This is a genomic window from Leucobacter iarius, from assembly GCF_039530105.1.
Taxonomy (GTDB): Bacteria; Actinomycetota; Actinomycetes; order Actinomycetales; family Microbacteriaceae; genus Leucobacter; species Leucobacter iarius.
Genome location: NZ_BAAAOB010000001.1, coordinates 1,228,827 through 1,248,549 on the forward strand (window position 1 = coordinate 1,228,827; position 19,723 = coordinate 1,248,549).

Annotated in this window: 14 protein-coding genes; 6 read left to right on the forward strand and 8 right to left on the reverse strand. The window is 70.1% G+C overall.

Annotation, left to right across the window (positions count from 1 at the left end; translation table 11 throughout):
- Positions 1-309 precede the first annotated feature (309 nt).
- Positions 310-843, forward strand: a complete 534-nt coding sequence (locus ABD169_RS05380) for a hypothetical protein (RefSeq protein ID WP_344030268.1) — start codon at positions 310-312, stop codon at positions 841-843.
- A 506-nt stretch (positions 844-1,349) separates the two neighbouring features.
- Here ABD169_RS05380 and ABD169_RS05385 read toward each other — a convergent pair.
- The 5 genes from ABD169_RS05385 to ABD169_RS05405 form a co-directional block, all read right to left on the reverse strand.
- Entirely contained in the window at positions 1,350-2,078 is a 729-nt protein-coding gene (locus tag ABD169_RS05385) for a FadR/GntR family transcriptional regulator (RefSeq protein ID WP_344030271.1), read from the reverse strand.
- An 89-nt stretch (positions 2,079-2,167) separates the two neighbouring features.
- Positions 2,168-2,959 carry a 3-oxoacyl-ACP reductase gene (locus tag ABD169_RS05390; protein WP_197074207.1) on the reverse strand — a complete coding sequence of 264 codons (792 nt, stop codon included), beginning with the start codon at positions 2,957-2,959 and terminating at the stop codon, positions 2,168-2,170.
- Positions 2,960-2,998: 39 nt separating this feature from the next.
- A complete protein-coding gene (locus tag ABD169_RS05395) occupies positions 2,999-4,354 on the reverse strand; it encodes an aldehyde dehydrogenase family protein (protein ID WP_344030274.1) in 1,356 nt (451 codons plus the stop codon).
- Positions 4,351-5,154 (reverse strand): gamma-glutamyl-gamma-aminobutyrate hydrolase family protein, encoded by an 804-nt coding sequence (locus ABD169_RS05400; protein ID WP_344030277.1) that lies wholly within the window; start codon positions 5,152-5,154, stop codon positions 4,351-4,353. The genes ABD169_RS05395 and ABD169_RS05400 overlap by 4 nt, the downstream gene beginning before the upstream one ends.
- Positions 5,141-6,511: a glutamine synthetase family protein gene (locus ABD169_RS05405; protein WP_344030280.1), complete on the reverse strand. Its 1,371-nt coding sequence runs from the start codon at positions 6,509-6,511 to the stop codon at positions 5,141-5,143. The genes ABD169_RS05400 and ABD169_RS05405 overlap by 14 nt, the downstream gene beginning before the upstream one ends.
- 255 nt (positions 6,512-6,766) lie before the next feature.
- Between ABD169_RS05405 and ABD169_RS05410 the strand changes: the two genes are divergently transcribed.
- Positions 6,767-8,320 carry an amino acid permease gene (locus tag ABD169_RS05410; protein ID WP_344030282.1) on the forward strand — a complete coding sequence of 518 codons (1,554 nt, stop codon included), beginning with the start codon at positions 6,767-6,769 and terminating at the stop codon, positions 8,318-8,320.
- Here the strand turns inward: ABD169_RS05410 and ABD169_RS05415 are convergent.
- Positions 8,313-8,918: a TetR/AcrR family transcriptional regulator gene (locus ABD169_RS05415; protein WP_344030285.1), complete on the reverse strand. Its 606-nt coding sequence runs from the start codon at positions 8,916-8,918 to the stop codon at positions 8,313-8,315. The two genes, ABD169_RS05410 and ABD169_RS05415, sit on opposite strands and share 8 nt — an antisense overlap.
- Positions 8,919-9,040: 122 nt before the next feature.
- Here ABD169_RS05415 and ABD169_RS05420 point away from each other — a divergent pair, with 122 nt between their 5' ends.
- Entirely contained in the window at positions 9,041-11,050 is a 2,010-nt protein-coding gene (locus ABD169_RS05420; protein WP_344030288.1) for a DUF6923 family protein, read from the forward strand.
- Here ABD169_RS05420 and ABD169_RS05425 read toward each other — a convergent pair whose 3' ends face one another.
- Complete coding sequence (locus tag ABD169_RS05425) at positions 11,051-12,259, reverse strand: RNA polymerase sigma factor (RefSeq protein WP_344030291.1); 1,209 nt, start codon at positions 12,257-12,259, stop codon at positions 11,051-11,053. It lies immediately after the preceding gene.
- Positions 12,260-12,409: 150 nt separating this feature from the next.
- Here ABD169_RS05425 and ABD169_RS05430 point away from each other — a divergent pair, with 150 nt between their 5' ends.
- From ABD169_RS05430 to ABD169_RS05440, 3 genes are all read left to right on the forward strand, one after another.
- Positions 12,410-16,312: a SpaA isopeptide-forming pilin-related protein gene (locus ABD169_RS05430; RefSeq protein WP_344030294.1), complete on the forward strand. Its 3,903-nt coding sequence runs from the start codon at positions 12,410-12,412 to the stop codon at positions 16,310-16,312.
- A 76-nt stretch (positions 16,313-16,388) separates the two neighbouring features.
- A complete protein-coding gene (locus ABD169_RS05435; protein WP_344030297.1) occupies positions 16,389-17,945 on the forward strand; it encodes a SpaH/EbpB family LPXTG-anchored major pilin in 1,557 nt (518 codons plus the stop codon).
- Positions 17,946-18,082: 137 nt separating this feature from the next.
- Positions 18,083-19,060 carry a class C sortase gene (locus ABD169_RS05440; protein WP_344030299.1) on the forward strand — a complete coding sequence of 326 codons (978 nt, stop codon included), beginning with the start codon at positions 18,083-18,085 and terminating at the stop codon, positions 19,058-19,060.
- A gap of 105 nt (positions 19,061-19,165) precedes the next feature.
- On the opposite strand, the gene ABD169_RS05445 is transcribed toward ABD169_RS05440, so the two are convergent.
- On the reverse strand, positions 19,166-19,639 hold the full coding sequence (locus ABD169_RS05445) for an Lrp/AsnC family transcriptional regulator (protein ID WP_046456161.1): 474 nt from the start codon (positions 19,637-19,639) through the stop codon (positions 19,166-19,168).
- Between the last annotated feature and the right edge of the window lie 84 nt (positions 19,640-19,723).

The window sequence follows — 19,723 nt, forward strand, 5'->3', positions numbered from 1 at the left end:
CAGGGCTTTTGATGGACGGGGTCGCAGGTTCAAATCCTGTCATCCCGACCACGAAAGCCGCGGAAACCACTTGGTTTCCGCGGCTTTTTCGGTTGTTGGGCTTGCGTCGGCCTGGTGAGACCATGCAGGGTACGTTGCAGAAGCGACATCTGCCGAACAAGGGATGGTCTTGAACGCATTGCTCCTGGTCGCATCTCGTGCGCCTCTGCGCTTCGCACGTGCCTGTTCCAAGCGCATCGCCGGCGAGCACTTCGGCGGGAGCCGTCCCGGAGGCGATCACCGTGCCGTGCTGGCCGTGGGATCGTACGGATGAGCAGTTCATCAGCCGGCTCCCCATTCGGGGTCGGCGAGGGGTGGCCGGACCCGATTCCCGGAAACACCGTGGTGATGCTCGAATCGAGCATCGTGCTGGGCAGCCCGACCCTGAGCGAGGCGGACTGGGCAAGACTTGCCCGAGGCCCCCAGGTCTCCGTGATGCTCGTCAACGATCATGCGGGTTTCCACGAGACCTGGACTCGACGGCCTGATGGCAGGCTCACGAATTACCGGCGGACGGAAATCCGGGACGAGCCCGTACCAGTGCCAGCCGACAAACTCGACTGGAGTAGCTACACCTCCTGGGTGCACGAAGTCTTCGGGTTCGAAGGAAGACTCGTCCTGTGGGACAGCAGCAGGACCTGGTGGATCCTCGAGGACGACGGCCTCGAGCTCACGATCGTCTGCGCGCCTGCCGGCATGTTCCCGCACGAGACATATCCGGCGGACTGGCTGGGGGAACCTGGAAACACGACGCTCCACGCGATAGCCCGGCGGTACGGGATCAGCGTGGATCAGCCTGGATAGCTCACCCCCCCCGACCATGTCGTCCCGGCGCTCACCGGAATGAGGGAGATTCATTGCCGCGCGCAGGTGGCTCATCCCTCGGTTCGCGACTCGGCGTCTCTCCCTGGACGCCCGATGATGCGCGGAGTCTCGTGCGGCAACAGCACGACCACCCGCCAGCGGGGTGCCGAGACGGATGAAGCCGTGACGAACTCGAACTCGGTGTTCCACCTCGGGGCCGACCGAACCACGTCCGTTGCCGGCCTCTCTTGAGCTGCCCGTCACCACTACTGAACGCCTGCGCGACGAGTGGACGGCGAGTCGCACGGCGCTTGGGCGTCCACTCGTCGGTTCGAGGTCCAATCGTCGAACCGGTGATCCAGCGAACCGGTGATCCAGCGAACCGGTGATCCAGCGAACCGGCGATCGGAGGCCGAACCCGGGGCTCGACCGCCCGCCGAACAGCCCAGCCGACCGCCCGCCGACCGAGCCGCCCCGCCGACCGAGCCGCCCCGCCGACCTCGCCGTCAGCGGCTCGACAGGAAGCCGCGCAGCAGCGCCGCGGATCCTTCGATGTGCTCGAGCATGGCCTCGGCGGCGGACTGCGGGCGGCCGGCGAGGATCGCCGAGACGATGGCTTCGTGCTGCGCGTCGGAGTGCGAGAGGTTCGGGCGGAGCATCGGGATCTCGTCGAGCAGCGCGTTGACGCGCGTGCGGAGGTCCGCGACCAGGGGGACGAGACTGGGGGAGCCCGAGATCTCCGCGATGAGGAGGTGCAGGCGCGAGTCGAGGCGGCGGTGGTTCGCGTCGTCGGAGGCGCGGCACTCCTCGAGCGCGCGGGCGAGCGCGGCCCGTTCGTCGGCGGTCAGGTCGCGGGCCGCGGCCTCGCGCGCGGCCCCGACCTCGAGCACGCGCCGCAGCACGGTCGTGTCCTCGACCTCCGCCTCGCCGAGTTCGGCGTGGGCGGGACGCAGGGCGGACTCGTCGGGCAGGGCGTCGACGACGAAGGTGCCGCCGTAGCGGCCGCGGCGCGAGAGCACGAGGCCGGCCTCGGTGAGCGTCGCGAGCGCCTCGCGCACGGTATCGCGGCTGACCTTGAGCATCGCCGCGAGATCGCGTTCGGCGGGCAGCCGCTCGCCCGGGCCGATCATGCCGAGGCGGATCGACTGCAGCAGCCGCTGCACCGTCTCCTCGTAGGCGTTGGTGGGGCGTTCGGCCCGGATCAGGAGCTCGACGCCGTCTGCCGAGGGATGCATCGATCCTCCTCCTGCCGTTCGGTCCATTGCGAGTGTACGCCGAGGCCCGGGCGACGACGCGCGTCGTCGCCCGGGCCTCGGGGCGCGGTTCAGAGCGGGGTCGTGTACGCGCTGGTCAGGCCGCCGTCGACGAGGAACGTCGACGCGGTGATGAACGACGCGTCGTCGCTCGCGAGGAACGCGACCGACGCCGCGAGCTCCTCGGGACGGGCGAAGCGACCGACGGGGACGTGCACGAGGCGGCGGGCCGCGCGCTCCGGATCCTTCGCGAACAGCTCCTGCAGCAGCGGGGTGTTCACCGGGCCGGGGCAGAGCGCGTTCACGCGGATGCCCTGCCGGGCGAACTGCACGCCGAGCTCGCGGGTCATGGCGAGCACGCCGCCCTTCGACGCGGTGTAGGAGATCTGCGAGGTCGCGGATCCCATCACGGCGACGAACGACGCGGTGTTGATGATCGAGCCGGATCCCTGCGCGGTCATGTGCCGCAGCGCGGCGCGGGAGCACAGGTAGACGCTCTTGAGGTTCACGTCCTGCACCTTCTCCCACGCGGGGAGCTCGGTGATCTCGATCGAATCGTCGTCGTCGGGCGAGATGCCGGCGTTGTTGAACGCGATGTCGACGGAGCCGAACTCGCGGGCGGCGGTGTCGAACAGGTGGTTCACCTGGGCCTCGTCGGTCACGTTGACCTGGACGAACAGGCCGCCGACCTCGGCCGCGGCGGCCTCGCCGGCCGCCGGGTTCATGTCGCCGATCACGATCGTCGCGCCCTCGGCGCGCATGCGACGGGCGGTGGCCAGGCCGATGCCGCTCGCGCCGCCGGTGATGACGGCGACCTTCCCGGCGAGGCGCTGGGTCAGGTCGATCGGGGTGATGTCGTTCATGGTGCTTCCTTCTGAAGTGTCGTGCGTGAAGAAGACGGGCTATTCGGTGGCGAAGAAGACGTTCTTCGTCTCGGTGAAGTGCTCGGCGGCGTCAGGTCCGAGCTCGCGGCCGAGGCCGGACTGCTTGAAGCCGCCGAAGGGGGTCGAGTAGCGCACCGAGGAGTGGGAGTTGACGGAGAGGTTCCCGCCCTCGACGGCGCGCGCCGTGCGGATGCCGCGGGCGAGATCCTGCGTCCAGATCGAGCCGCTGAGCCCGAACTCGGTGGCGTTGGCCAGCTGGATCGCGTCGGCCTCGTCGTCGAACGGCAGGACGGCGACGACGGGCCCGAAGATCTCCTCGGTCGCGACGCGCGATCCGCGTTCGGGGGTGACGACGGTGGGTGCGAACCAGGATCCCGGGCCGTCGGGGCAGGATCCCCGGAAGGCGACGGGGGCGTCCTCGTCGAGGAACGCGGCCACGCTCTCCTTGTGGGCCTGCGTCACGAGCGGGCCGACCTCGGTCGACTCGTCGGTCGGGTCGCCGACCTTGACGCCCTGCACTGCCGTCTCGAAGCGCTCCATGAATCGGTCGTACACGCTGCGCTGCACGAGCAGGCGGCTGCGGGCGCAGCAGTCCTGTCCGGCGTTGTCGAACACCGAGTAGGGCGCGGTCGCGGCGGCCCGATCGATGTCGGCGTCCTCGAACACGATGTTCGCGCTCTTGCCGCCGAGCTCCAGCGTGACCCGCTTCACCTGCTCGGCCGCGCCGGCCATGATCCGCTTGCCGACCGCGGTGGATCCGGTGAACACGAGCTTGCGCACGTCGGGGTGGGTGACGAACCGCTCGCCGACGACGGATCCGCGGCCGGCGAGCACCTGGAACAGGCCCTCGGGCAGCCCGGACTCGAGCGCGAGCTCGCCGAGGCGCAGACTGGTGAGCGGCGTCCACTCGGCGGGCTTCAGCACGACCGCGTTGCCGGCCGCCAGCGCCGGGGCGAATCCCCACGCGGCGATGGTCATGGGGAAGTTCCACGGCGTGATCACCCCGACGACGCCGATCGGCTCGTGGAACGTGACGTCCATGCCGCCGGCGACCGGGATCTGCTTGCCGATGAGGCGCTCGGGGGCGGCCGAGTAGTACTCGAGCACGTCGCGGACGTGCCCGGCCTCCCAGCGCGACTGCCCGATGGGGTGCCCGGAGTTCGCGGTCTCGAGCTGCGCGAGGCGCTCGAGGTCGGCGTCGACGGCGTCCGCGAAGCGGCGCAGCGCCTTCGCGCGATCCGCGGGCGCGACCTTCGCCCAGTCGCGCTGCGCACGCACCGCCGCGGCGATGGCGGCATCGGTCTCGGGCACGTCGAGGTGGGCGACCTCGGTGACGGCCTCGCCGGTGGCGGGATTGATGACGGTGTAGCTCATGGCTGCTCCTTCGCGGGGGCTGCGGTGGACGGTGCGCGGGACGCGCGGTGCTCCCGTGCGGCGCGGACGAGGCCCTTGAAGATCCGGCGGTCCTCGGGGTTCTCCTCCGGGTGCCACTGGACGGCGACGCCGAACGGGACGGAGTCGAGCTCGATCGACTCGATGACGCCGTCCGCGGTGCGACTGGTGACGGTGAGGCCGTCGCCGACCTCGTCGATCGCCTGGTGGTGGTACAGGTGGGCGCGTGCGCGCAGATCCTCGCCGAGCAGGCCCGCGAGGCGGGATCCCTCGTCGACCTCGACCTCGATCGGGTTGAAGACGCCGTCGCCGAGCTGGTAGCGGTCGTCGCCGACCGCGTCGGGGAGATGCTGGATCAGAGTGCCGCCGCGCTCGACGTTGAGCACCTGCGCGCCGCGGCAGATGCCGAGGAACGGGAGCTCGGCCTCGATGGCCGCGTCGAGCAGCGCCGCTTCGAAGCCGTCGCGGTCGGTGCGGGGCGCACCGGTGCGTTCGTGCGGCTCCTGCGCGTAGCGGGCGGGGTCGACGTCGGCGCCGCCCGAGAGGATCAGGCCGTCGAGCGACGCGACGATGCTGCGGGCGACCGCGGGATCCGCCGGCTGCGGGGGGAGCACGATGGCGATCCCGCCGACGTCGGTGACCGCGTCGAGATAGACTTTCGGCAGGAACGACGCGCGGACGTCCCAGACGCCCGTCTGCGCCTGCTCCAGGTAGCTGGTGATGCCGATCAGGGGGCGCACGGCGCCGGCCGCGCTCGCCGCCTGGGATTCAGAGACGCTCAAAGCCGCGCACCCGCTCCCAGTCCGTGACCGCCGCGTTGAACGCCGCGACCTCGACGCGCGCCGCGTGCACGTAGTGCTCGACGACCTCGTCGCCGAACACCCGACGGGCCAGTGCGGATCCCTCGAAGAGATCGGCCGCCTCGGCGAGCGTGCTCGGCACTCGCTCGATGTCGCTCGCGTAGGCGTTGCCGGCGAGCGGTTCGCCGAGCTCGAGCTCCTGCTCGATCCCCTCGAGGCCGGAGGCGAGCATGCCGGCGACCGCGAGGTACTGGTTCACGTCGCCGCCCGGCACGCGGTTCTCGACGCGCATGCCCATGCCGCGACCGACGACGCGCAGCGCGCAGGTCCGGTTGTCGTGGCCCCACGCGACGGCGGTGGGGGCGAAACTGCCCTCGGCGAAGCGCTTGTAGGAGTTGATGTTCGGGGCGTAGAGCAGGGTGAACTCCCGCAGGGCGGCGAGCTGGCCCGCGAGGTAGCGGCGGAACAGCTTCGACATGCCGTCGGGGGTGGAATCGTCGACGAACAGCGGTTCGCCGGACTCCGAGCGGAGGCTCGTGTGCACGTGGCAGCTGTTGCCCTCCCGCTCGTTGAACTTCGCCATGAAGGTGATGCTCTTGCCGTGCGCCTCGGCGATCTCCTTCGCGCCGCTCTTGTAGATCGAGTGGTTGTCGCAGGTGGGGAGCGCGTGGGTGTAGCGGAACGCGATCTCCTGCTGGCCGAGGTTGCACTCGCCCTTCACGCCCTCGCAGTACATGCCCGCTCCGTCCATGGAGGTGCGGATGTCGCGCAGCAGCGGTTCGAGGCGGGTCGATCCCTGGAGGGCGTAGTCGGTGTTGTAGTCGCTCGCCGCGGTGAGGTCGTTGTAGCGCTGGCGCCAGGCGGTGCGGTAGTCGGTGTCGAAGACGATGAACTCGAGCTCGGTGCCGACGAAGGGCTCGAAGCCGTGCGCGGCGAGCCGCTCGACCTGGCGGCGCAGGATCTGCCGCGGCGCGACCTCGATGGGGGTGTGGTCGTTCGCGGTCGTCAGGTCGGCGGTGACCATCGCGGTGCCGGGCAGCCAGGGCATCCGGCGCAGCGTCGAGAGGTCGGGGATCATCGCCATGTCGCCGTAGCCGTGCTCCCAGCTCGTCAGCGCGTAGCCGTCCACGGTGTTGAGCTCGACATCGACCGCGAGGAGGTAGTTGCAGCACTCGGCGCCGTGCTCGAGCGTGTCCTCGACGAACAATCGGGCGGAGACCCGCTTGCCGACAAGGCGGCCCTGCATGTCGGTGAATCCGATGATGACGGTGTCGATCTCGCCGGAGCTCACGGCTCCGCGCAGCTCGTCGGGTGTCAGGTTTCCGCTCGCGGGGATCATGGTTCTCCTTCTGCTCATCGTCGAGAGTCGGGGGTGCGGTGCCATCCTACGGCCGCGACTCGGGGGCCGCGATCCCGAATGGTCGGAACTCCGACCATTACATCACGACGAGGCTCGATTCGCGCCGGATTCGATCCGAAAAGATGCTCGAAAAAGGTTGTTGTGAAGTACCAATAGGCGGTTATAGTCATCATGACGCGCCGCAAAGATGCAGCTTCTGGGCGGACCGTTCACAACGAAGTGAAAGGGGCCGGCATGGCCAAGGACACGCTGAAGGTCTCCGGGGTGACGTACACCACGGCGGAGGCAGGGTACTTCGAGAAGCGCCAGCTCAAGCGCTCCGCTGGCGTCTGGGGGCTCTGGGGCCTCGCGGTCGGCGCGGTGATCTCGGGCAACTTCTCGGGTTGGAATTTCGGGATCGAGGCGGCGGGCTTCGGCGGCATGATGATCGCCTTCGCGATCCTCGTCGTCATGTACTACGGGCTCGTCTTCTCGATCGGCGAGATGGCGGCCGCGATGCCGCACACGGGCGGCGCCTACTCGTTCGGGCGAGCGGCGATGGGACCCTGGGGCGGCTTCGTCACCGGGCTCGCGGAGTCCATCGAGTACGTCGCGACCACCGCGGTGATCGTCTACTTCTCGGCGGGCTACGCGAACGGTGTCACCGAGGGGCTGATGGGCTTCTCGCTGCCGACCTGGGTGTGGTGGATCATCCTCTACGCAGCCTTCGTCGGGCTCAACACGGCGGGCGCCTCCATCTCGCTGAAGTTCGCGATCGTCGTGTCGTTCATCTCGATCGGCGTGCTGGTGCTGTTCGGTGCGATGGCGCTCTTCAGCGGCTCGGCCGACTGGGGCAGCCTCTTCAACATCGCGCCCGATCCGGGGCAGAGCGAGTTCCTGCCGCACGGCGTGCTCCCGATCCTCTTCGCGCTGCCGTTCGCCATGTGGCTGTTCCTCGGCATCGAGGAGCTGCCGCTCGCGGCCGAGGAATCGCACAACCCGGTCCGCGACATCCCGCGCGCCGGCCTCTGGGCGCGCGGCACCCTCATCGTGACCGGCCTGCTCGTGCTGTTCCTCAACACCGCGGTGCTCGGATCCAAGGACACCGGTAAGGCGGGCGAGCCGCTGCTCGACGGCTTCCGCAAGATCCTCGGCGACGACCTCGCCTGGGTCGCCGGTCTGCTCGCGCTCTTCGCGCTGTTCGGTCTGCTGGCCTCGCTGCAGGGCATCATGTTCGCCTACGGGCGCAACCTGTACTCGCTCTCGCGCGCCGGGTACTACCCGAAGTTCCTCTCGCTCACGGGCAAGCGCCAGACCCCCTGGGTGGCGCTCATCGCGGGCGCGCTCATCGGCTTCGCGGCACTCGTCGTCGTCGACCTGACGGGCGGCGGCAGCGGCGTCGGCGGCGCGGTCGTGCTGAACATCGCGGTGTGGGGAGCGGTGGTCGCCTACTTCATGCAGATGCTGTCGTTCATCATCCTGCGCAGGAAGTACCCGAACGCGAAGCGGCCCTACCTGAGCCCGTGGGGCGTGTTCGGGGCCGGCGCCGCGGCCGTGATCTCGGCGCTGATCTTCCTCGGCTTCCTGCTGAACGAGACGTTCCGCCCTGCGATCGTCGCGATCGCGATCGTCTACGCGATCGGGCTCATCGTGTTCGGCGTCTACACCCGGCACCGGCTGATCCTCTCGCCGGAGGAGGAGTACGCGGTCTCGGGCGGCCTGCACGGGGACCCGCAGTCCGAGGGCTACGGCGGCGAGGTCGAGGAGGAGCTGCTGGCCCAGGACGGGATCGACGACCCCGTCAGGTAGTCGTCGCCGCCCCGTCGGGGTGCGCCGCACCCCGACGGGGCGGCGTCTCGCACAGGGATCGCACGACGGTGCGGATCTCGTGCTCGGCCGCCGGGCGTCGGGCGACGACGCTGCGGAAGAGCGCGAGCCCCGCGAGCGTATCGAGCAGGAGCTCCTCGTCGGTATCGGCGGGGAGCTCCTCGCGCGAGATGCCCGCCGCGATGATCTCGCGGCCGAGATCCCTGCGGCGGCGGCCGATGCGCTCCATGAAGTGGTCGAGGATCTCGGGGCTCAGGATCGTGAGCCACAGCGACGACGCATCGCGGCCGCGGAGCACCATCTGCTGGTTGAGCACATTCTGCATGGAGTGCTGTACGAGGTCCTCGACGACGGATCCGGTCTCGGGCCTGACCCACGGAAGGGTCGAGGCCTCGACCACGTCGCGGGCGAGGTCGGTGCGGTTCGGCCAGCGCCGGTAGATCGCGGTGCGGCTCGTGCCGGCACCGACCGCCAGCGCGTCGTAGTTGAGCGCCGCGAGGCCGCCGTCGAGCAGCTGCGCGCGGGCGAGTTCGAGCACTCGTTCGGTGATATCGGTATCGCGCGGTCGGCCCTGGTTCATGCACACACCCTAGACCGGTGCTTGGTGGGAATTCGATGAATATGCAACACTCAGTAGCGCAAGTGATGCGCGGCCGGTCGTTTCGGGGGGAAACCCGCCGCGAGAAACAGGGGTATACGCGCATGCGCTTCAAAGGGGTGCGTGCCGTCGCGCGGGCCGTTCTGGCCCTCGCCTGCGGTGCGCTGATCGTGGCGACGCTGCTCATCGCGCCGGCGGGTTCGGCCGAGGCCGATTCGCCGGAATCGCACGAGCCGGGGCTCTACCTGGCGCTCGGATCCCCGACGCAGCTGATGCGGGGCAGCCAGCGGAGCGACGGCGGGATCGCGTTCGACCCGGTCGGCGCGCCGACGGGCCGCTCCTACAACGCGCTCGCCGCGCACCTGGCCGACGGTGCGCTCTACGCGATCGAGGACGCGAGCGGCGATCTGATCCGCGTGCTCGGGGACGGGACGACGCGGACCGTGATGCGGCTCGGCGCCGCCAGCGTGGTCGGGGCCTTCGCCGATTCCGAGCATCCGGATCGCATGTACTACGTCCCGCGGGGATCGAAGCAGCTGGCCTGGGTCGATGTCGCGACCCGGGAACGGGGCACGGTGTCGATGACGGGCTCCTTCGTCCCGGTCGACTTCGCCTGGAGTCAGGGGTACTTCTGGGGCCTGCGCATCGTGGATCGGCGCGCGGTGCTCACGCGGCTCGGACTCGACGGACGGCTCCAGGAGGCCCCCGTGCCCGGCGTCGACGGGACCCGGTTCGGCGGCGGGTCGTTCGGCGGAGCGTGGACCTACGGGAACGGCAACCTCGGCTTCCTGGCGAACAGCGGAGGCGCGGTGCAGCTGCGTCTGGCGACGGATGACCCCGCGAAGGCCGAGCTCGTCGGCTACGCCGATAGCCCGGCGTCGAGCAACCTGGACGCGGCCCTGATCCCGGCGGCGCCCGTTCACCTGAGCGTGCGCTTCACGGCCGAGTGGTCGGGCGGGCGCAAGCCGGTGCACCTGATCCCCGTGGTCCGCAACGAGGGGACCACGGTCTCGACCGGGTACCAGTTGGACTTCGGGCCCGAGCGGCCCGACAACCGGGCGGTCGAGATGCCCGACGGTTGCGCAGCATCGGGAGGCCGCTTCCTCTGCGTCGGCGGTCCGCTGCAGCCGGGGGAGGAACGGCAGCACGACTTCGCGCTCAGCATGATCAGTTCCGGATCCGCGTACACCCAGCAGTGGACGGTCTCGGTCCAGGGGAACGAATCGGATCCGGTGCCCGCGTCGGCTCCGATCTCCTTCCCCGCGTTCCGTCCGGATCCGGTGCTGCTCGACACCGACGTGAAGGCGCGGGTCGTCGATGCTGTTCGCGATGGCTTCGTGACCGTCGACAAGCCGGTGCAGGTGTTCGTGCTGGTGCGCAACCGCGGCGACGCGGCGCTCACGGGGGTGCGGGTGTCGGTCGACGGTGCGCCCTGGAACGCTCAGACCCTCGAGGGCGAGCTGCAACCCGGCGAACTGCGGACGGTGCGATTCGAGGGGCGCGTCGACGACCTGATGATCGGCGGCATCGCCCAGGTCTCGGCCACGGTCACGGCGGACGTCGACGGGGCGAAGACACGGGTGCAGAGCAAGCCGCTGCATCTCTCGGGGCACGGGGTGCTCCCGAACGCCGGGGGACTGTCCGGACCCCAGCCGGCTCCCGTCGGCAACATCGACCCGCTCGATCCGCCCCCGCCGTTCGTGATCATGCCCGACGACCGCACGGGGCACGGGTCCGCGGCCGGGTCGGGCACCGCGGCCGGGTCCGCCGGATCCGCCGGATCCGCGAAGGGCGGTTCCGACGGCGGATCCGCACGCGCGGGCGGGGCATCTGCGAGCGGCGCTCCGCCGCGCACGACGCCGCCGGAGGGTTCCGCGGCCGCCGGCGACGGCGATCGAGGTTCCGACGGTACGGCGATCGAGGCGGGGCCGGCGACCGGCGCCGCCGAGGGGTCGAGCGGCACCGGAGTCGGGGGCCGACCTGCCGAACTCAGCGCGACCGGATCCGATGCCGCGAGCCGGGGCACGGCCGTCTGGGCGGCGGTGATCCTGCTGCTCGGGGGCGCCTGGATCGTCGGCGCGGCCCGGCAAAGCGGCCGGCGTCCGCGAGCCTGATCAGCAGTCCGCGGAGAACGTCTGCGAGCGCTCGCACCACCCGGTCCAGTCGCCGAAGTAGAGCGCCGGCGGGTCGGTGCCCGGCGTCGGCGTCGGGCTCGGGGTCGGTGAAGGTTCGGGTCCGGGCGCGGTCGGCGGGCGCTCCGGCGACCGCGGGGACTCGGGGATGCGGTTCTCGGACCCGCTTCCGGTCCCAGTGCCGGACGCGGTGCGACCGGCACGATGCGCATCGCGCACCGGGGCCGGTGCCCGATCCGGGGCGTCCCCCGCGGACCGGTCGATGCCGCTCGTGCTCGACGCGGGTGCGTGCGGCTCGGCCGGGATCGAGCCCGGCATCGCGAGGCCGCCGATCGTGCCCGCGGTCGCCAGCACGACGCCCGTGGCGGAGAGCGCCGCGAGGGTCCCGGTCGCGGTGCGTCTGCGCCAGTCGTGGGTGAGCGCGAGGATCCCGGCGAGGGAGAGCCCGATCGCGCCCGCCTGCTCCCCGAACAGCACCCACCGCCTGCGGCAGTCCGCGCAGCCGTCGAGGTGCGCCTGCGCCTCCGCGCGGCGCCGGGTGTTCTTCTTGCCCCAGCGCAGGTCCTTGAACCGCCCCACGCTCGTCGCGCAGTCCTCCGGCAGGTTCCGGGTCGGGTGCATGCGTTCGACCCAGCCCTTGCGCAGGCCGTCGCGGGCGCGCTTGAGCAGCACCGAGGCTGAATTCGGGGTGAGCTCCAGTTCTCCGGCGACCTCCTGCACGGACCGGCCCTCGACATCGACGGCGAGCACGATCTGCTGCCAGCGCGGAGGCAGGTCCTGCAGCGCCGCTGCCGCCGCGGCCCGCTGCTCCGCGGACTCGAGGGAATCATCGTGCGGTTCGAGCGAGGCTCCCTCGAGCGGCAGATCCTCGAGCGGGGCGCCGCGTTTGCGCGACTCCCAGTGCTGCCCGAGACGGGTCTGCACGGTGCGGAAGAGGTAGGCGCGGAACGATTCCCGCGGGCCGCCTCCGGCGAGCAGCGCCTGGAACACGGCATCGAACGCCTCGGCGACGGCGTCCTCGGCGACCGCGGGGTCCTTGCGCACGGCCCAGCCGAGCACGAGCCCGTGATGTCGCCGCCAGAGCGTCTCGAGCGGCCAGGCGCTGCCGGCGCGGATCAGGTCGCAGAGCTCGGAATCGGACGCCTCGTTCGGGCCCGGACCGGGGCCGTGCGCCTCGTCCGGAGCCTGCATGCCCAGAAGCGTAGCAGCGTGTAGCGAAAACTTTTCCGCAACCGCGTCACATTCCCCGGGAACCGACTCTGACTCTGCGGGGGACGACCGCAGCGCCGAATGCTGCGGAAGGGGACCTCCCGAACGTCGAACTCGATCAGCGGAGGAAGTATGAGATCTCGGTGGCGTTTCCGTGACGCGGCCAGGCCCGTGCGCGCGCTCGTCGCGGCGGGAGCCGCGGCGCTCGTCGTGCTCATGGGGGTGACGCTGCCCGCGTCGGCCGCGGGCAACGACATGTCCGTGGCCATCCGGCCGCTCGACACCCAGGTGAAATCCGGCGAGAACATCTCGTTCGAGGTGCAGTGGGAGTGCGGCAGCACGAACTCGCCGACCTGCGCGAACGGGCAGATCGTGGTGCCCGTTCCCGACGGTCAGCCCGACGGGGTCTCGCTGAGCGTCGAGAGCTTCACCGCGGTGACGATCGGCGGCACGAGCTACCCGGTCAGCGTGCAGGGGACCGGCGCGAATCGCAAGATCGTGTGGAGCCTGCCGCCGACCATGACCGGTTCGAACGCGGGCACCGTCACCTTCATGCTGAAGTCGCAGAACTGGGTGACTCCCGACGGGACGACGGTGACGCCCTCGGCGACCTTCACCTCGAGCCTCGGAACGGCCTCGGCCACGTCCGCGCCCGCCACGATCACAGCGGAGCTCGGACTGAAGATCCGCAAGACCAAGTCCGCACCCACCGAGGACCCCTACGTCGACGGCGACGTGACCTACCTGATCGAGTCCGGCTACCCGAGCCAGTTCCCTGCGAGCGGGAGCCACCTCTACTACGGCAACGATTCGTTCTGCAAGGCGCCCGGGCTGTGGGCGATGAAGAACCTCGTGATCGTGGATCAGCTGCCCCCGGGCACCGTGTTCAAGAGCGCGACGATGAACGGCGTCTACAACGCCCAGAACCACACGGTCACCTGGAACCTCGGCGACTCGGCGAAGGTGGATGCGAACGGTGTCGCCTCGTGCGATGCGAGCACCTTCGCGAAGGATCTGCTCGTCACGGTGAACTTCCCCGCGAGCACGTTCACGGACGCGGCGAACCAGCACCTGCTGCAGACGAACACCGTGTCCGCGACGGCGCAGCCCTGGCTGCGGCCCGGCACCACGCTGTCCGACAGCGCGAAGGCGGAGCACTACCTGCGGATCGGCGCCGACGGCAAGTTCACCGTGCAGAAGGGGATCCCCTACGCCGCGTCGAACAGCACCTCGCGGCAGTGGGCCCGGGGCGAGGACTCCTCGCAGGGCGACTGGGTGCGCGGCTACCTGCACAGCTTCAGCGTCACCGGAACCGGCAACGCCGTCGGGTCCTGGTCGATGACCGACGTGCTGCCGTGCGGCTGGACCTCCCCGTCCGATCCGAACGCGACGACCTGTGCGAAGCCGGCGTACCGCGACATCTCATTCGGCGCGAACGGCGCCATGTCGGAACTCACGGTGCACTGGATCACCAACCAGGGGCGCACGGGCGTCTGCACGATCCCCGAGGGGTTCACCGCGGGCGACAGCACGGTCCGATTCTGCAACGGCGTCTCGGCGGGAGATCCGATCCCGATGGGTGCCGGTGAGTGGATCACGAAGTTCTGGCTCGACCAGAACCCGATGAAGGGAGGGACGAAGGGCAAGCTGCTGCTGTTCGGCAGCATCAGCCGCGACATCCCCATCGACAACTCCGCGGCGGTGGCCGCCGGAACCTACCAGCCGCACTTCCTGACCACCGGCACAGCGCAGCCCACTCCGGTGCGCGGCGTGACACCGTCCTCCGAGCACCCGCTGTGGGTCACGGTGGAGAACTGCACCGCCGACAACACGATCACGTGGAACGGCGGCAGCATGACCACCAACGGTCGCCTGGTCGATTCGAACCAGGAGGGGCGCTGCGGGTACAACCGCATCGCGCGCGACCCCGTCTCGATCTACTCCGAGAAGCGGGTGTACAACCCGAGCACCGCGACCACCGTCGCCCAGAAGCAGGCGCAGGCCAGCGCCCAGCCCGGCGACCGGCTGCGCGTCGAGATCCAGACGCAGCGCTCCTCGTGGGGCGGAGGCGACGACGCGACCATGCGGGCCGCTCGCTTCACGCCGACCATCACCGACATCCTTCCCGAGAACCTGGTCTACGACCCGAAGGATCCCGCGAACCCCGTGTACCTGGGGCTGGAGGGCAACCCCGACCGCCCCGCCTCGGCGGTGATCGCGAAGCTCGGGACGCCGCGGGTCACGGTCAGCGAGGTCGTGATCGGCGGCAAGACCCGCACGAAGATCGTCGTCGACTTCCCGAACGCCGCCGACGGCAGCGGGCTCTTCATCTGGGACCCCGCCACGGGGCGGGAGGAGAAGCTGACCGTCGGCTTCGACGTCCGCGTCAAGGAGGGCACTCCTGCGGCCACGTACCAGAACTACAGCCTCGTGCAGGCGAAGGAGGCCGCGACCGGCTATCTCACCTGCTCCTACCCCGGGGCGTACGCCGACCCCAAGGTCTCCGACCCGGTCAAGAGCTGGGGCGACCTGAGCTTCAGCAACGCCGTGCAGGGGCCAGAGGCCGACACCGGGTGCCGCACGCAGAAGCCCTACACCGTGGTCGAGGGCCCCGGCATGGGATCGCAGAAGCAGGTCAAGGGGGCCTACGACGCGGACTACGTGCCGTCGCCCGGGATCGGTTCGACCGATCGCGCGGGCGCCGCGAGCTACCGGATCCCCGTCTCGAACACCGGCAACGTCGACATGCGCGACGTGGTGGTCTACGATCTCCTGCCCCGCACCGGCGACCACGGCGTGCGCCCCGGCGCGGACGTCCGAGGATCCGCGTTCGACGTGTTCATGACCGGACCGGTGACGGGCCTCCCCGCGGGGACCACGGTGCTCTACTCGACCGCGCCGAACCCGTGCCGCGGCGAGCTCGCGGGCGCGGGCGGAGGGACGCGGAGCTCCGCGCCGGCCGGCTGCGACGACACCTGGGTCGCCGCAGCGGCGATCGGCACCGACTGGGCGAAGGTCACCGGGATCCGGATCGACTTCGGATCGCTCGTCTGGAAGCCGCTCGACGCCTACACCGCGACCTTCCCGGCCCGCGCCGGAAGCGGTGGCGACCTGACCGGTATCGCCTGGAACAATGTGGCGATCGCGGGCAACCGCAACTCGAGCGGGATCCCCATGCTGCCGAACGAGGCGCCGAAGGTCGGCCTGCAGCTCGCGCCCGAACTGGCCTGGAACAAGGTCGACGGTCTCGATTCGAGCAAGCTCCTCGCCGGATCCGAATGGACCCTGACCCCGGTCGTCGTCGCCGGCGCACCCGCGCCTGCGGGCACCTGGCCGAAGACCATCGTCGACTGCGGCCAGGCGCCCTGCACCGGGCCGGATCAGGATCCCGCGCCGGGCAAGTTCCGCGTCGTCGGGGTGCCGTGGGGCAGCTACGACCTGCGCGAGACGAAGGCCCCGGCGGGCTACGTGCTCCCCACGGACCCGGTGCGCGTCGTGGTCGGGCCGGGCGGTCTCGACGCCGCCGGCTGGATCTACCGGATCGGCGACGTGAAGAACGTGAAGCCGGGCGTCGACGTGAGCTGGGAGAAGGTCGACCCGCAGCACCAGCGGCTGGCGGGATCGGAGTGGGACCTCGTCCCCGTCGACGGGGCGGGCACACCGATCGCCGGCGGCACCGTCGTCCACGTCACCGACTGCGTGCAGCAGAGCGCTGCCGGATGCCTGGGGCCCGATGCCGATCCCGCGGCCGGGAAGTTCCTGCTCCGCCAGGTCCCGGTGGGCGACTACCACCTGATCGAGACCCGCGCACCGGCCGGATTCGCGAAGCTCACCGCGCCCGTGAAGGTGACCGTCGCCGGCACCACCGCCGTGGCGGTCGGGCAGATCGAGAACCGACAGATCGACGTGCCCGTGCTCCCGCTGACCGGCGGGATCGGAACCCTCGTGTTCTCGATCGGCGGAGGCCTGCTCATCGCGGTCACCGCGTTCCTCGTGATCCGCACCACCCGCAGACGGCGCCTCGCCGTCGACTGACCACCCAGATCTCTTCTCCGCGAGGAGGAGAACCGGACGCCGATTCTCGGCACACCCATGAAAAGAAAGGCATTCCATGTCTGAGCACACCGCATCGCGCGCCCTGTCGCGCGGTCTGGCCGCGACCGCGGCGCTCGCCGTCGGCGCCGCCGGCCTGTTCGTCGGAGGAACCGCGGCCTTCGCCGACAACATCGACACGGCGAAGACCGGTTCGATCATCGTCAACAAGTTCGAGAACCCCGGGAACGGGACGATGAACCCCGACGGCACGGGTGCTGCCCCGAAGACGAAGCCCATCGCGGGCGTCGGCTTCGAGGTCTGCCACGTCGACGGCATCGATCTCACCGCGGCCGGGAACACCGGCTGGAATCAGGTCAAGGCCGTGTCGAACGCGCAGCTGCTGGCGGCGCAGAACGGCACCCAGCTCGCGAGCTACACGCTGTCGAACTGCACGACGCTGCCCGATACCGACGCCGCGGGTGTCGCGAGCTCCGGCCGCCTGGCGCTCGGCGCCTACCTGGTGCGCGAGGTCAAGGCGCCGGCGAACGCCGCGAAGAAGGCCGATCCGTTCATCGTCACCGTGCCGACCCCGTCGGTCAACTCGGGCACCGGCACGGGCGCCTGGGTCTACGACGTCAACGTGTACCCCAAGAACACCGTGGGCAATCCGCCCGTCAAGCGCATCGATGACCAGGCGCCCAGCAGCGCCGCCGTCGGCTCTGACGTGCAGTTCTCGGTCGAGCAGATCGTGCCCGGTATCGCCGCGGGCGAGACTTACCAGAAGTTCACCCTGTCCGACACGCTCGACGGCCGGCTGAGCCCGAAGGTCGGCACCGTCAAGGTGCTCGTCGACGGCGTCGCGCTCGCTGCTGCGGACTTCACGACGACCGGGTCCGCGGGGCAGACCGTCAAGGTGCAGTTGACCGCGTCGGGTCTCGCGAAGCTCTCCGCCGGGGCGAAGGTGCGCTTCGAGTTCGCCGCGACCATCACCTCGGTCGGTGACGGCAAGATCGAGAACACCGCGTTCGTGAATGTGAACGACATGGACTACACGCCCGCGAAGCCGGGCGAGCCCGGCGGTCCGGATCCTGAGAACCCCACCAACACGGTCAAGACCCGCTGGGGCCTGGCGCAGATCGTGAAGGTTGATCCCTCGAAGAAGGGGCTGACCGGCGCGGAGTTCGAGGTGCGCATGGGCGATACCGCCGAGTGCACCGCCGACACCGTGTTCGCGGACGTGAAGGATCCTGCTGACACGAGCAAGAAGCTGGTGGTCTCTTCCGGCGCGAACGGTGTGGTGAACATTCCCGGCCTGTGGGTCGGCAGTGATTCGGTGAACGACAAGGGTGAGGAGACCATCGGTCTCGCGACGCGCTGTTACCAGCTGGTCGAGGTGAAGGCTCCCGCCGGCTTCGTGCTGCCTATCGGGGCGGACGCGCTCACGAACGTGGTCGTGAAGCCGGGCACCACTGCGAATGCTGTGATCGATATCGAGAACAAGCAGCAGGAGGTTCCTGAGCTGCCTCTTACGGGTGCGGCCGGTCAGGTCCTCATGATCGCGGGCGGGCTCGCGCTTGTCGCGGTCGCCGCGGGTACCGTGCTGGTCTCGCGCCGCAAGCAGCAGCGAGCCTAGCCTCCCGCCTGCCGTACGCGGCTCCCGGCCGGTCCGGTGCACCCTCGCGGGAGCGCCGGACCGGCCGCGGTCGTTCCCGAAACCCCGGGACCCGCCCCCAGACCCCGAACCTCCCGAACTGATCGGAGACATCGCGCATGGATCACGAGCTGCACCCGGCCGAGACCGCCGAGGTACGTCCCGGGCCGTCCGTCACGCGCCGCGAGCTGCGCGCGCGGCGCGGACGCAGACCGCTCGGCGCAGCCCCGTGGATCACGGCCGCCTGCTGGGTGCTCGGCGTCGCGATCCTGCTGTACCCGACCGCCGCGGCCTGGATCTCGCAATACAACCAGTCCACGCTGATCGGCTTCTACGACCGGCAGGTCGAGCACGCGTCGCCCGACGGGCGGACCCAGATCAAGAACGCACGGGCCTACAACGAGGCGCTGTCGTCCGGGGTCCTGCTGCCGGCGGGCGCGAACGCCCCGGTCGGTGCGGGGGAGTCCCGGGACTCCGCTGCGCGGCCGTACCGATCGCAGCTGGTGACCCCGAGCGGCATGATGGCCCGCCTGCGGGTGCCGGCCATCGACCTGGACCTGCCGATCTTCCACGGAACCGATGACGACACCCTGCTGCGCGGGCTCGGACACCTGGAGGGCACGTCGCTCCCGGTCGGCGGGTCGAGCACGCGCTCGGTGATCACCGGTCATCGGGGGCTCGCCAGCGCTAAGATGTTCACGAATCTGGATCGGGTGAAGACCGGGGACACCTTCACGATCGAGACCTTCGGCGAGGTGCTCACCTACCGCGTGAAGGACGTCACCGTGGTGGCGCCGGAGGACACCGAGACGCTGCATCAGGTCGCGGGCGAGGACCTCGTCACGCTCATCACCTGCACCCCGCTCGGAGTGAACTCGCACCGGATCCTCGTCACGGGCGAACGGATCACCCCGACGCCGCCCGCGGACGTCGAGGCGGCGGGCAAGCCCTCCGCGGTACCGCATTTCCCCTGGTGGATCCCGGCGATGATCGGCGCGATCCTGCTCGCGGTCGTGTACCTGCGATGGGCCGGCAGACCGATCTCGAAATCGCGCGCCGAAACGCGTCACATTCGCTCGCGCGAGCGCTCTGAGTAGTCGGATCGGGACGAGTCCTCGTCCCCCGAACCAGCCCGTCCCGATCCGTCCCCGGTGCCCGCCCGCAAGGCGGGCACCGGGGTTCTTCGGTTGAAGAGGGTGGAGCTAGCGGGCGCCCCAGCCGAAGCGGTGGGTGCGGATGCCGTAGTAGGTGAAGGTCTCGGCGCGGGAGACCCCGGGGGTGGGGCGGATGCGTCGATTGATGAGCTCGAACAGCGCCTCCTGGTCCTCGGCGATGACCTCGACGAGCAGGTCGTAGCGACCCGCGGCCAGCACGACGTAGATGACGTTCTCGATCTCGCTCAGCGCCTCGGCGACGACTTCGAGATCGCCGTCGGCGACGACCCCGACCATCGCCATGCTGCGGTATCCGAGCCGGAGCGGATTCGTGACGCCGACGATCTGCAGGGTGCCGCGTTCCTCGAGTCGCATGACCCGCTTGCGGGCGCCCCCGGCGGTGAGCCCGACGAGCTGCCCGAGCTCCGCGTACCCGAGTCGGCCGTCCTCCTGCAGCGCGGTCAGTAGGGCGCGATCGATGTCGTCGAGGACGTCCGGGGTGTCGTGCGGTGCGTCGTGCATGGGGCCTCCGTGGAGTCGCGGGCGAACACTGACCAGTGTATCGAGGATGAAAAGTTACTGATACGCTCTGCGTGGTGATGGAAA

Excerpts from the sequence above, each read along its gene's own strand:
- ABD169_RS05425 (WP_344030291.1), bottom strand. The coding sequence starts at position 12,259 with ATGCAGGCTCCGGACGAGGCGCACGGCCCCGGTCCGGGCCCGAACGAG.
- ABD169_RS05435 (WP_344030297.1), top strand. The coding sequence starts at position 16,389 with ATGTCTGAGCACACCGCATCGCGCGCCCTGTCGCGCGGTCTGGCCGCG.
- ABD169_RS05410 (WP_344030282.1), top strand. The coding sequence starts at position 6,767 with ATGGCCAAGGACACGCTGAAGGTCTCCGGGGTGACGTACACCACGGCG.
- ABD169_RS05415 (WP_344030285.1), bottom strand. The coding sequence starts at position 8,918 with ATGAACCAGGGCCGACCGCGCGATACCGATATCACCGAACGAGTGCTC.
- ABD169_RS05385 (WP_344030271.1), bottom strand. The coding sequence starts at position 2,078 with ATGCATCCCTCGGCAGACGGCGTCGAGCTCCTGATCCGGGCCGAACGC.
- ABD169_RS05440 (WP_344030299.1), top strand. The coding sequence starts at position 18,083 with ATGGATCACGAGCTGCACCCGGCCGAGACCGCCGAGGTACGTCCCGGG.
- ABD169_RS05380 (WP_344030268.1), top strand. The coding sequence starts at position 310 with ATGAGCAGTTCATCAGCCGGCTCCCCATTCGGGGTCGGCGAGGGGTGG.
- ABD169_RS05395 (WP_344030274.1), bottom strand. The coding sequence starts at position 4,354 with ATGAGCTACACCGTCATCAATCCCGCCACCGGCGAGGCCGTCACCGAG.
- ABD169_RS05445 (WP_046456161.1), bottom strand. The coding sequence starts at position 19,639 with ATGCACGACGCACCGCACGACACCCCGGACGTCCTCGACGACATCGAT.
- ABD169_RS05430 (WP_344030294.1), top strand. The coding sequence starts at position 12,410 with ATGAGATCTCGGTGGCGTTTCCGTGACGCGGCCAGGCCCGTGCGCGCG.
- ABD169_RS05405 (WP_344030280.1), bottom strand. The coding sequence starts at position 6,511 with ATGATCCCCGCGAGCGGAAACCTGACACCCGACGAGCTGCGCGGAGCC.
- ABD169_RS05420 (WP_344030288.1), top strand. The coding sequence starts at position 9,041 with ATGCGCTTCAAAGGGGTGCGTGCCGTCGCGCGGGCCGTTCTGGCCCTC.
- ABD169_RS05390 (WP_197074207.1), bottom strand. The coding sequence starts at position 2,959 with ATGAACGACATCACCCCGATCGACCTGACCCAGCGCCTCGCCGGGAAG.